An 11,065-nucleotide genomic window follows, 5' to 3' on the forward strand; every position below is an offset into this window, starting at 1 on the left:
CCCGGGTCAGCGCTCGTCGACCATGAGGTCGATGGTGTAGTCCTCGGCCCGGTAGCTGTGGTCGCCGTACTCGACGGCGGTCCCGGCGCCGTCGAACGCCATCCGGGTCATCGCCAGCACCGGCTGGGTCCCGCGGATCCGCAGGTGCTTGCGCTCGGCGGGCGTCGGCATCCGGGCGGAGATCGACTGGTGCGCGACGACGGCGTGGACGCCCCGGGTGCGCAGCGCGGCGTACAGGCCGGTCGACTCCAGCTCCTCGCGCGTGATGTCGCCGTATGCCGGCGGCAGCCAGTTCCGCATGACCGCCAGCGGTGCGTCTCCGGCCAGGCGCAGCCGGACGATCGCGAGCAGCGGCGTCTCCGGGTCGAGGTCCAGGGCCGCCGCAGCGGCGTCGTCGGTGACGACCTGGTGCTCGAGCAGCACCGTCCGCGGCGCCCGGCCCTCTCGGGCCAGGTCGTCGTAGAGGCTGCTCAGCGCCACCCGACGGTGCACCTTGCGGTTCGAGACCGTCGTCCCGAGCCCGCGTCGGCGCACGAGCAGGCCCTTGTCGACCATCTCCTGGATCGCCCTGCGGACGGTCGGACGGGAGAGCGAGAGCCGCCCCGCGAGAGCGACCTCGTTCTCGAACGGGTCGCCCGGCTGCAGGCGTCCGTCGCTGATCGCGGCGCACAGCTGCTCGGAGAGCTGGTGGTAGAGCGGGACCGGGGAGCTCCGGTCGATGCTCACGTCCACCTCGTGCGCTGCCATGACGGGCAGAGTAGCGATACCGACCCCCGAATGGCCAAATGTCCTAACAAAGGTTGACAGAGGGTGGGCCCACGCGGAACAGTTCTCGTCATGAGGATCGGACTGGCCGGTGTGGGCCGCATCGGAGCGTTCCACGCGAGCACCCTCGCCGGCCTGGACGCCGTCGACGAGCTCGTCGTGGCGGACCTCGACGCCGCCCTCGCCGAGAAGGTCGCCGCCGACCAGGGGTTGTCCTTCGCCCCCGACCTCGAGACCCTCCTCGCGTCCGGCATCGACGCGTTCGTCATCGCGACGGCCACCCCGGGCCACGCCCCGTTGCTCCGCCGGGCGCTCGCGGCCGGCATACCGACGTTCTGCGAGAAGCCGGTCGCCGCGACCCTCGACGAGACCATCGCCCTCACCGAGCTCGCGGAGTCGGGCGACACCCCCGTCCACATCGGCTTCCAGCGACGCTTCGACGTCGGTTACCGCCGGGCTCGGGACGCCGTCGCGTCCGGTGAGCTCGGCACCGTCCACGCCATCCGCGCCCAGACCCACGACCAGGCGCCCCCGCACGCCGCCTACATCCCGACGAGCGGTGGCATCTTCCGCGACTGCTCGGTCCACGACTTCGACATCGTCCGCTTCGTCACCGGCCGCGAGGTCGCGACCGTCTACGCCACGGGCGAGAACAAGGGCGCCGACTTCTTCTCCGCCGCCGGTGACGTCGACACCGCCGCCGCGATCCTCACCCTCGACGACGGCACCCTCGTCTCGGCCACCGCCACCCGCTACAGCGGTGGCGGCCACGACGTGCGGATGGAGGTCATGGGCTCGGACGGTGCCATCGCCGTGGGACTCGACCACTCCCTCGCCCTGCGCTCGGCCGAGGAGGGAGTCGGGTTCCCGGCCGGGCCCGCCCACGCCAACTTCATGCAGCGCTTCCTGCCCGCCTACCGTGCCGAGCTCGCCGCGTTCTTCGACGTCGCTGCCGGGCGCACCGAGAGCCCCTGCACCGTCCGGGACGCGCTCCAGGCGTTCCGCACCGCCGAGGCGTGCGAGCTCTCCCGCGCGCAGCGGCGGCCCGTGACCATGTCCGAGATCCCCGACGCCCCCTCGACCGCGAAGGCCATCGCATGACGACCCCGTCGACCCCGTCCGCCCCCACCACGACCGTGCGTCCGCCGATCGCCGAGCGGATCGCCGGTGCCCCCATCTCCTGGGGTGTCTGCGAGGTCCCGGGCTGGGGCCACCAGCTCGACGTCGACACCGTGCTCGGCCAGATGCGCCAGGTCGGCATCGTCGCCACCGAGTTCGGCCCCGACGGGTTCCTGCCCGACGAGGCGGTCGCCAAGGCGGAGTCGCTCGAGGCCGCCGGGCTCCGCGCCGTCGGCCAGTTCGTCCCCGTCGTCCTGCACGACCCCGACCACGACCCGGTCCCCGAGGTCGAGTCCGCGATCGAGGCGCTCACCATCGCCGCGGCGACCACCGTCGTCGTCGCCGCGGCCACGGGCGTCGAGGGCTACGACGCCCGGCCCGTGCTCAGCGACAGCCAGTGGGACACCCTCCTGCAGAACCTCGACCTCGTCACCGCGACGGCCGAGGCGCACGGGCTCACCGCGACCCTTCACCCCCACGTCGGCACCATCGTCGAGTCCGGCGCGGAGACCGAGCGCGTGCTCGCCGGGTCGCGCATCGGACTCTGCCTCGACACCGGTCACCTGCTCATCGGCGGAGGCGACCCCGTCGCCATCGCCCGCGAGCACCCCGACCGGATCGGCCACGTCCACCTCAAGGACGTCCGCCTCGACGTCGCCGAGCGGGTCCGCTCGGGCGAGCTGACATACACCGAGGGAGTCACCGCGGGGATGTACGTCCCGCTCGGCGCGGGCGACGTCGACGTCGCGGCGATCGTCGAGTCCCTCGAGGACAACGGGTATGCCGGGTGGTACGTCCTCGAGCAGGACACGATCCTCGCCGGGGCGCCTTCACAGACCGGTGTCGACCCCGCGGCCGACGTGCGGACCTCCATCGCCCACATCACGCAGGTCGCGGAGCGGCTGGAGGGGCGCGACCATGGGTGAGCGTGGGCCGGCACACGACCTCGTCGCCGTCGGCAGGACCGGGGTCGACATCTACCCGCTGCAGCACGGGGTGGGCCTCGAGGAGGTCAGGACCTTCGAGAAGTTCCTCGGCGGCAGCGCCACCAACGTCGCGGTCGCCGCGGCCCGGCACGGGCGTCGCGTCAGCCTCGTCACCCGGGTCGGGCAGGACGCCTTCGGGCGCTACGTCCGGCTCGAGGCCGAGCGCCTCGGCGTCGACCCGGTCCACATCACCGCGACCACGCAGGACCCGGGACCGCCCACCCCGGTGACGTTCTGCGAGGTCTTCCCTCCGGACAACTTCCCGCTCTACTTCTACCGCTACCCCGCGGCCCCCGACCTGCTCATCGAGGCCTCCGAGATGCCGCTCGACGACATCCGGGAGGCACGCATCCACTGGTCGACGGTGACCGGCCTGTCCCAGGAGCCCTCCCGCTCGGCGCACTTCGCCGCGTGGGAGGTGCGGGCACGTCGGGAGCACACCATCCTCGACCTCGACTACCGGCCGATGTTCTGGGCCGACCCCGCCGAGGCGCGCGAGCAGGTCGGCAAGGCGCTGGAGCACGTGACCGTCGCCGTCGGCAACCGCGAGGAGTGCGAGGTCGCCGTCGGCGAGACCGACCCGCACCGCGCCGCCGACGCCCTGCTGGAGCGCGGCCTCGACCTGGCCGTCGTCAAGCAGGGACCCAAGGGCGTGCTCGCCGCGACCCGGGACGAGCGTGTCGAGGTGGCACCCTTCCCGGTCGACGTGGTCAACGGGCTCGGCGCGGGCGACGCCTTCGGTGGGGCCCTCGTCCACGGACTGCTCTCCGGCTGGGAGCTGCGCCGCGTCGTCGAGTTCGCGAACGTCGCCGGCGCCATCGTCGCCGGCCGGCTCGAGTGCTCGACGGCCATGCCCACGACCGACGAGGTCGAGACCGCCCTCAAGGGGAGGAGCTGATGGACCTCGCCGAGATCTCCCGCATCCGCACCACCGAGCCGGGCCGCATCGCCAAGGCGTGGGCCGAGCGCCGCCGTCGCCCGCTCGTGGGCGACGACGGACGCATGCTCCTCGTCGCCGCCGACCACCCCGCCCGCGGCGCCCTCGGGGTGCGCGGCGACACCGGCGCCATGGCGAGCCGCAGCGAGCTCCTCGACCGGCTCGTCACGGCCCTGGCCCGGCCCGGCGTCGACGGTGTCCTCGGCACCGCCGACATCCTTGACGACCTGCTCCTGCTGGGGGCGCTCGACGACAAGGTGGCCATCGGCTCGATGAACCGAGGCGGCCTCCAGGGCGCCGTGTTCGAGCTCGACGACCGCTTCACCGGGTGGACCGCCGACGAGCTCGCCGCCCGCGGCCTCGACGGCGGCAAGATGCTCACCCGCATCTGCCTCGGCGACCCCGGCACCGCCGCGACCCTCGAGGCGAGCGCCCGCGCCGTCACCGAGCTCGCCGCGCACGAGATCATGGCGATGGTCGAGCCGTTCATGTCCGTCGTCGACGACGGCCGGGTGCGCAACCTCCTCGACCCCGACTCGACGATCCTCTCGATCGCGATCGCGAGCGGACTCGGCGCGAGCAGCGCCCACACCTGGCTCAAGCTCCCCGTGGTGGACGACCTTCCCCGGGTGATGGACGCGACGACGCTGCCGACGCTCCTCCTCGGCGGGGACCCGCAGGGGGACCCGCACGACACGTATGCCGCGTGGTCAGACGCGCTCACCCTCCCGGCCGTGACCGGCCTCGTCGTCGGCCGGGCCCTGCTCTACCCGCCCGGCGGTGACGTCGCCGCCGCGGTCGACATCGCCTCCGGGCTCGTCCACGGGGGTGCGCGGTGAGTCGCGGCGACGACAACGCCCGCTGGCACCACCCCCTCGGCGCGGCAGCGGACGGCGGCTTCACCGTGTCGGTCACCGACGCGGTCGACGGCTGGCAGCACACGTCCCTGCGGGTCGCCGAGCTCCCGTCCGGTGGCTCGCTCGAGCATGCCACTGCCGACGAGGAGCTCGTGGTCGTGCCCCTGACCGGGTCGGTGACGATCGAGATCTCCGGCTCCGAGCCGATCCGGCTCGAGGGCCGGGCGAGCGTCTTCGACGGACCGAGCGACACGGCATACCTGCCGCGTGGTCGGACGATCACGCTGCGCGACAACGGAACTGGCTCGAGGGTGGCTCTGTGTGGCGCCCGCGCGACGACCGACCGGGAGCCCCGGCGGATCGCCACCGAGGACGCGCAGCCGGAGCTGCGCGGTGCCGGAGTCGCGAGCCGGGAGGTGCGGGCGTTCGGCCTGGCCCCCGTCCTCGACGCCGACGCGATCCTCGTGTGCGAGGTCATCACCCCGGCCGGCAACTGGAGCTCGTGGCCGCCGCACAAGCACGACGAGGACCGGCCCGGCGTGGAGTCCGAGCTCGAGGAGATCTACTACTTCGAGGTCCGCTCGACCGACCCGCGAGGGACGGACCCCGTGGGCTACCAGCGCGTCTACGGCACCGACGAGCGCCCGATCGACGTGCTCGCCGAGGTCCGCACCGGCGACGTCGTCCTCGTCCCGCACGGCTGGCACGGCCCGGCGATGGCCTCCCCCGACGCCGACCTCTACTACCTCAACGTCATGGCCGGGCCCGGCGCCGAGCGGGCCTGGCTCATCAGCGACGACCCGGCCCACGCCTGGGTGCGCGAGGGTTGGGCCGACGACGCCGTGGACCCCAGACTTCCCTTCACCCACGACGGAGGTGCCGACGATGAGTGAGACCGTGCGGCTCACGGTGGCCCAGGCCACGATCCGCTTCCTCGGCCACCAGTGGGTCGAGCGCGACGGCGAGCGCCAGCGCCTCTTCGCCGGCTGCCTCGGCATCTTCGGGCACGGCAACGTCGCCGGCATCGGCCAGGCCCTCCTCCAGGAGGAGCTGGCCGCCAGCGAGTCCGGGCGGGTCGCCGACCTTCCCTACGTCCTCGCGCGCAACGAGCAGGCGATGGTGCACACCGCCGTCGGCTACGCCAAGCAGAAGGACCGGCTCCAGACCTGGGTGTGCACCGCCTCGGTCGGACCCGGTTCCACCAACATGCTCACGGGCGCGGCCCTCGCGACGATCAACCGGATCCCCGTGCTGCTGCTGCCGTCCGGCACCTTCGCGACGCGCGTCTCGGCTCCGGTGCTCCAGGAGCTCGAGGCGCCGTATGCCGGTGACGTCACCGTCAACGACGCCTTCCGTCCGCTGTCCCGCTTCTTCGACGAGGTCGTGCGGCCCGAGCAGCTGCCGTCGGCGCTGCTCTCGGCGATGCGCGTCCTCACCGACCCGGCCGAGACGGGTGCTGTCACGCTGTCGCTGCCGCAGGACGTCCAGGCAGAGGCCTTCGACTGGCCGGCCGCGCTCTTCGACGAGCGGGTCTGGCACGTGGCCCGGCCCGTGCCCGAGGCCTCGCGCATCGCCGCCGCCGCCGAGGTGATCCGCTCCGCCCGCCGACCCCTGGTCGTGGCCGGTGGCGGCGTGCACTACTCCGGTGCCGAGGACGCCCTGGCGGCGTTCGCCGAGGCGACCGGCGTGCCCGTGGCGGAGACCCAGGCGGGCAAGGGGTCGCTGCTGCACGGCCACGACCGGCTGCTCGGGGCGATCGGCTCCACCGGCACCACCGCCGCCAACGCCGTGGCCGCCGAGGCCGACGTCGTCATCGGCATCGGGACACGCTGGGGGGACTTCACCACCGCGTCACGGACGGCGTTCGCCCGTGACGGGGTGCGCTTCGTCAACATCAACGTCGCCGGCTTCGACGCCGGGAAGCAGTCCGGGGTCGGGGTGGTCGCGGACGCCCGGGAGGCGCTGACCGCGCTCGCCGAGGCTCTGGCCGGGTGGTCGGTCCCGCAGGACTACCGCGAGCACCAGGCCACGCTGTGGGGCGAGTGGGACGCGCTGGTGGAGACGGCATACGAACCGCCGTCCTCGGTCACCGACCGGCTCGCTGACGGGCTGCTCACCCAGGCGAGCGTCATCGGCGCGGTCAACGAGCTGAGCGACCCGCGCGACGTCGTGCTCTGCGCGGCCGGCTCGATGCCCGGCGACCTGCACAAGCTGTGGCGGGTGCGCGACCGCAAGGGCTACCACGTCGAGTACGGCTACTCCTGCATGGGATACGAGGTGCCCGCCTCGATCGGGATCCGGCTCGCCGACCCGTCCCGCGACGTCTTCGCCATGGTCGGGGACGGCGGCTGGCTCATGATGCCGACGGAGCTCGTCACCGCGGTCCAGGAGCGCGTCAAGGTCATCATCGTCCTCGTGCAGAACCACGGATTCCACTCGATCGGCTCGCTCTCCGAGGGCCTCGGGTCGCAGCGGTTCGGCACGGCGTACCGGCTGCGCGACGCGGACTCGCACCGCCTCGAAGGTGACCGGCTCCCCGTCGACCTCGCCGCCAACGCGCGCAGCCTCGGCGCCCACGTCATCGAGGTCCACTCCCGGGAGGAGCTGGCCGAGGCCATCGCCGCGGCCAAGGCCTGGCCGTCCGACGGTGGTCCGGTCGTCCTCCACGTCGAGACCGACCCTCAGGTCTTCGCCCCGGACAGCGCGAGCTGGTGGGACGTGCCGGTCGCGCAGGAGAGCACCCTGTCGTCGACGCGGGCCGCCCACGCCGACTACGTCGAGCACAAGCGCGACCAGCGCAGCCACCTCACCCCGGGGGAGGGATCATGAGCGACGACCTCCGCATCGGCGTCATCGGCGTCGGCATCATGGGCGCCGACCACGCCGAACGGCTGGCCCGTCGCACCGCGCGCGCCCGGCTGGTCGCCGTCGCCGACCCGGACGAGGTCCGGGCCAAGGAGCTCGCCACCCGCTACGACGGCGTGCGCTCCGGGACGGACGCACTGGAGCTCGTCGCCGCCGACGACGTCGACGCGGTCGTCATCGCCTCACCGGGCTTCGTCCACGAGGAGCAGGTCCTCGCCTGCCTCGCGGCCGGGAAGCCGGTGCTCTGCGAGAAGCCGCTGACGATGGACTCGGAGTCCTCGCTCCGCCTCGTCCGCGCGGAGCGGGAGGTCGGCCGCCGCCTCGTGCAGGTCGGCTTCATGCGGCGATTCGACCCCGAGTACGCCCAGGTGCGGTCGGTGCTCGCAGCAGGCTCGCTCGGCCGGACGCTGCTGCTGCACAACGTGCACCGCAACGCCTCGGTCCCGAGCACCGACTTCCGCTCGGAGATGATCGTGCGCGACAGCCTCGTCCACGAGGTCGACGTCGCGCGTTTCCTCTTCGGTGAGGAGGTCGTCGCGATCCAGGTGATGTCGCCCGCCCCCACGTCCCACGCGGCGCAGGGGGTCGTCGACCCGCAGGTCGCGATCTTCACGATGGCCGGCGGAGGGCTCGTCATCAACGAGGTGTTCGTCAACAGCCAGGTCGGCTACGAGGTGCGCTGCGAGGCGGTCGCCGAGCGTGGCTCGCTCGTCATCGGCCGCCCGTCGACCGGCCTCTACGCCACGTCGCTCGCCGTCGACGGCGTCGGTCAGTGGGGTGGGACCGTCCCGGCGGACTACCGCACGCGGTTCGCCACGGCATACGACATCGAGGTGCAGGCCTGGGTCGACTCGGCCCTGGGCGGCGAGGCCGTCGGTGCCTCCGCCTGGGACGGGTACGCCGCCACGGCCGTGTCCACCGCCGGCATGGCCTCGCTCGCCTCCGGTGAGCGCGTCGATGTCCACCTCGTCAGCCCAGATACGTTGTCCTAGAGTCACTTCCAGCACGAAGGAGCCTGCCGTGAGCACGCCCACCCGCATCACCCACCTGTTCGGTGGCCAGTCCTGGGACGGCACCGCCGCCCGCACCAGCCCGGTCTTCAACCCCGCCACGGGCCAGCAGAGCGCGGACCTCGACCTCGCGTCGGCCGACCTCGTCGGCGAGGCCGTCGACGTCGCCAAGGAGGCCTGGGCCGCAGGCTGGGGGAGCTCCTCGCTCGCCAAGCGCACCCAGGTGCTCTTCCGCTTCCGCGAGCTCCTCAACGAGCGCAAGGAGGACATCGCCGCGCTCATCACCGCCGAGCACGGCAAGGTCCTCTCCGACGCGCTCGGTGAGGTGACCCGTGGTCTCGAGGTCGCCGAGTTCGCCTGTGGCATCCCCCACCTGCTCAAGGGCGGCTTCACCGAGAACGCGTCCACCAAGGTCGACGTCTACTCGATCCGCCAGTCGCTCGGCGTCGTCGCCGTGATCTCGCCGTTCAACTTCCCGGCCATGGTGCCGCTGTGGTTCGTCCCCGTGGCGATCGCCTGCGGCAACGCGGTCATCCTCAAGCCGAGCGAGAAGGACCCCTCCGCCGCGGTCGCCGTCGCCGAGCTGTGGCGCGAGGCCGGCCTGCCCGACGGCGTGATGAACGTCGTCCACGGCGACAAGGAGGCCGTCGACGCGCTGCTCACCCACCCCGACGTCAAGGCCGTGTCCTTCGTCGGGTCCACGCCGATCGCCCGCTACGTCTACGAGACGGGCACGGCCCACGGCAAGCGGGTCCAGGCGCTCGGTGGCGCGAAGAACCACATGCTCGTGCTCCCGGACGCCGACCTCGACCTCGCGGCGGACGCCGCCGTCAACGCCGGCTTCGGCTCGGCGGGCGAGCGCTGCATGGCGATCTCCGCCCTCCTCGCGGTCGAGCCCATCGCCGACGAGCTCATCGAGAAGATCAAGGACCGGGTGGGCAAGCTCGTCACCGGCGACGGGACTCGGGGCACCGACATGGGGCCGCTCGTCACCTCGCAGCACCGCGACAAGGTGACGTCCTACCTCGACGCGGGCGTCGAGGCCGGGGCCGAGCTCGTCGTCGACGGGCGCGAGGCCGACTTCGACGCCGACGGTGACGGCTACTTCCTCGCGCCGACGCTCTTCGACAAGGTCTCGCCCGAGATGTCGATCTACCGGGACGAGATCTTCGGTCCGGTGCTGTCGGTGCTGCGGGTCCAGTCCTACGACGAGGGCCTCGAGCTCATCAACTCCAACCCCTACGGCAACGGCACGGCCATCTTCACCAACGACGGTGGGGCGGCGCGTCGCTTCCAGCACGAGGTCGAGGTGGGCATGGTCGGGATAAACGTGCCGATCCCGGTGCCGGTGTCGTACTACTCGTTCGGTGGCTGGAAGAACTCGCTGTTCGGCGACAGCCACGCCCACGGCATGGAGGGCGTGCACTTCTTCACCCGCGGCAAGGTCGTCACCTCGCGCTGGCTCGACCCGAGCCACGGCGGGATCGAGCTCGGCTTCCCGCAGAACACCTGACCCGGGCGGCCCGCTCCCGGCCGGTGCGGACGGCATACGGAGGAAAGGTTGAGGGTCCGGAGGGAACGAACCCCTCCGGACCCTCAACCTTCGCCCTGGGGAGGGAAGGCTGAGGTGACAGGTCACCAGCCCCGCGTGCCGGGTCCGCCCTTGAACGGGCCGACGACGCGGCTCGTGACCCAGCCGCCGTAGAAGCCGCCCTCCTGGGCGAGCACGACCTCACCGTCGACGGTGCACTCGTCCACCTCGCCGGGCATGACCGCGACGTGGTCGACCAGGGCCTCGAAGCCGGGTGTCGGGCGTGGGTACGTCCAGCCCGCGCGCGCCGCGCTGGCCGAGCCGGCGACGACGTCGAAGTACGCCGCCACGCCCTTGAACTCGCACCAGCTCGACCCGGAGACCGGCCGCAGCGCCCCGTCGGCGAAGTCCGCGACCGGCACGTAGTAGGTCGGCGGGTGGCTCGTCTCGAGGACGCGCAGGGCCCGGGTCGAGCGGGCGACGACCTCCCCGCCCAGCCGGATCTCGACGGTCTCCCCGGTCGGCTCCACCCGTGGCGGACGTGGATAGGCCCACACCGACTCCTGCGCGGGCCCGGGCACGTCGGGGACGGGCCAGGGGGAGCTCATGCGGCGTCGGTGGCCGCGACGATGGCCTTGCGCAGGGCCGCGTCGAACGCCTCGACGGAGCCATCGAGGGCCGCGAGGTCGGCTCGGTCCAACAGCACGTGGTGGCCACCGGTCGGCGTGACTGCGAGCACGACGGGAAGCCCGACGTCCGACCACGCGGTGCGTTCTGCAGCGGTCACCTCGTTGCGGTGCACGAGGCGCACCGGCACGGGCAGCCGCGAGGCCATGGCGTCCCACCGGGACTTGCGCCGCACCAGTGAGTGGGTGACGTCGCACAAGGCGCACTCGGCGCGGCCGAGCAGGTGACCGACGACGTAGGACATCTCCCCGCGGACGCCGCCGTCCGCGTCATAGACGCCGAGGACCTCGACGATGTCAGCCATGACG

Annotated in this window: 11 protein-coding genes; 8 read left to right on the forward strand and 3 right to left on the reverse strand. The window is 72.6% G+C overall.

Going from position 1 to position 11,065, the window contains the following annotated elements; all coding sequences use genetic code 11:
- Positions 1 to 6: 6 nt before the first annotated feature.
- Entirely contained in the window at positions 7 to 747 is a 741-nt protein-coding gene (locus tag AC3EU2_RS07900) for a GntR family transcriptional regulator (RefSeq protein ID WP_488179152.1), read from the reverse strand.
- 90 nt (positions 748 to 837) lie between these two features.
- Between AC3EU2_RS07900 and AC3EU2_RS07905 the strand changes: the two genes are divergently transcribed.
- Genes AC3EU2_RS07905 through AC3EU2_RS07940 form a run of 8 tightly spaced genes read left to right on the forward strand, consistent with a single transcriptional unit; the run spans position 838 to position 10,052 of the window.
- Complete coding sequence (locus tag AC3EU2_RS07905; RefSeq protein ID WP_488179153.1) at positions 838 to 1,866, forward strand: Gfo/Idh/MocA family protein; 1,029 nt, start codon at positions 838 to 840, stop codon at positions 1,864 to 1,866.
- Positions 1,863 to 2,810: a TIM barrel protein gene (locus AC3EU2_RS07910; RefSeq protein ID WP_488179154.1), complete on the forward strand. Its 948-nt coding sequence runs from the start codon at positions 1,863 to 1,865 to the stop codon at positions 2,808 to 2,810. Before AC3EU2_RS07905 ends, AC3EU2_RS07910 begins: the two co-directional genes overlap by 4 nt.
- Positions 2,803 to 3,768 (forward strand): 5-dehydro-2-deoxygluconokinase, encoded by a 966-nt coding sequence (gene iolC, locus AC3EU2_RS07915; protein ID WP_488179155.1) that lies wholly within the window; start codon positions 2,803 to 2,805, stop codon positions 3,766 to 3,768. Before AC3EU2_RS07910 ends, iolC begins: the two co-directional genes overlap by 8 nt.
- Complete coding sequence (locus AC3EU2_RS07920; protein ID WP_488179156.1) at positions 3,768 to 4,646, forward strand: Cgl0159 family (beta/alpha)8-fold protein; 879 nt, start codon at positions 3,768 to 3,770, stop codon at positions 4,644 to 4,646. The genes iolC and AC3EU2_RS07920 overlap by 1 nt, the downstream gene beginning before the upstream one ends.
- Positions 4,643 to 5,557: a 5-deoxy-glucuronate isomerase gene (iolB, locus tag AC3EU2_RS07925; RefSeq protein ID WP_488179157.1), complete on the forward strand. Its 915-nt coding sequence runs from the start codon at positions 4,643 to 4,645 to the stop codon at positions 5,555 to 5,557. Before AC3EU2_RS07920 ends, iolB begins: the two co-directional genes overlap by 4 nt.
- Complete coding sequence (gene iolD, locus AC3EU2_RS07930) at positions 5,550 to 7,493, forward strand: 3D-(3,5/4)-trihydroxycyclohexane-1,2-dione acylhydrolase (decyclizing) (RefSeq protein WP_488179158.1); 1,944 nt, start codon at positions 5,550 to 5,552, stop codon at positions 7,491 to 7,493. The genes iolB and iolD overlap by 8 nt, the downstream gene beginning before the upstream one ends.
- Positions 7,490 to 8,521 (forward strand): Gfo/Idh/MocA family protein, encoded by a 1,032-nt coding sequence (locus AC3EU2_RS07935; RefSeq protein WP_488179159.1) that lies wholly within the window; start codon positions 7,490 to 7,492, stop codon positions 8,519 to 8,521. Before iolD ends, AC3EU2_RS07935 begins: the two co-directional genes overlap by 4 nt.
- 28 nt (positions 8,522 to 8,549) lie before the next feature.
- Complete coding sequence (locus AC3EU2_RS07940; protein WP_488179160.1) at positions 8,550 to 10,052, forward strand: CoA-acylating methylmalonate-semialdehyde dehydrogenase; 1,503 nt, start codon at positions 8,550 to 8,552, stop codon at positions 10,050 to 10,052.
- A 122-nt stretch (positions 10,053 to 10,174) separates the two neighbouring features.
- Here AC3EU2_RS07940 and AC3EU2_RS07945 read toward each other — a convergent pair whose 3' ends face one another.
- Both AC3EU2_RS07945 and AC3EU2_RS07950 read right to left on the reverse strand, forming a co-directional pair.
- Positions 10,175 to 10,678 (reverse strand): DUF427 domain-containing protein, encoded by a 504-nt coding sequence (locus AC3EU2_RS07945; protein WP_488179161.1) that lies wholly within the window; start codon positions 10,676 to 10,678, stop codon positions 10,175 to 10,177.
- A complete protein-coding gene (locus AC3EU2_RS07950) occupies positions 10,675 to 11,061 on the reverse strand; it encodes a hypothetical protein (protein WP_488179162.1) in 387 nt (128 codons plus the stop codon). Before AC3EU2_RS07950 ends, AC3EU2_RS07945 begins: the two co-directional genes overlap by 4 nt.
- Positions 11,062 to 11,065 lie beyond the last annotated feature (4 nt).

The organism is Knoellia sp. B-D-2, assembly GCF_057714695.1.

Excerpts from the sequence above, each read along its gene's own strand:
- AC3EU2_RS07900 (WP_488179152.1), bottom strand. The coding sequence starts at position 747 with ATGGCAGCGCACGAGGTGGACGTGAGCATCGACCGGAGCTCCCCGGTC.
- iolC (WP_488179155.1), top strand. The coding sequence starts at position 2,803 with ATGGGTGAGCGTGGGCCGGCACACGACCTCGTCGCCGTCGGCAGGACC.
- iolD (WP_488179158.1), top strand. The coding sequence starts at position 5,550 with ATGAGTGAGACCGTGCGGCTCACGGTGGCCCAGGCCACGATCCGCTTC.
- AC3EU2_RS07910 (WP_488179154.1), top strand. The coding sequence starts at position 1,863 with ATGACGACCCCGTCGACCCCGTCCGCCCCCACCACGACCGTGCGTCCG.
- AC3EU2_RS07935 (WP_488179159.1), top strand. The coding sequence starts at position 7,490 with ATGAGCGACGACCTCCGCATCGGCGTCATCGGCGTCGGCATCATGGGC.
- AC3EU2_RS07945 (WP_488179161.1), bottom strand. The coding sequence starts at position 10,678 with ATGAGCTCCCCCTGGCCCGTCCCCGACGTGCCCGGGCCCGCGCAGGAG.
- AC3EU2_RS07920 (WP_488179156.1), top strand. The coding sequence starts at position 3,768 with ATGGACCTCGCCGAGATCTCCCGCATCCGCACCACCGAGCCGGGCCGC.
- AC3EU2_RS07950 (WP_488179162.1), bottom strand. The coding sequence starts at position 11,061 with ATGGCTGACATCGTCGAGGTCCTCGGCGTCTATGACGCGGACGGCGGC.
- AC3EU2_RS07905 (WP_488179153.1), top strand. The coding sequence starts at position 838 with ATGAGGATCGGACTGGCCGGTGTGGGCCGCATCGGAGCGTTCCACGCG.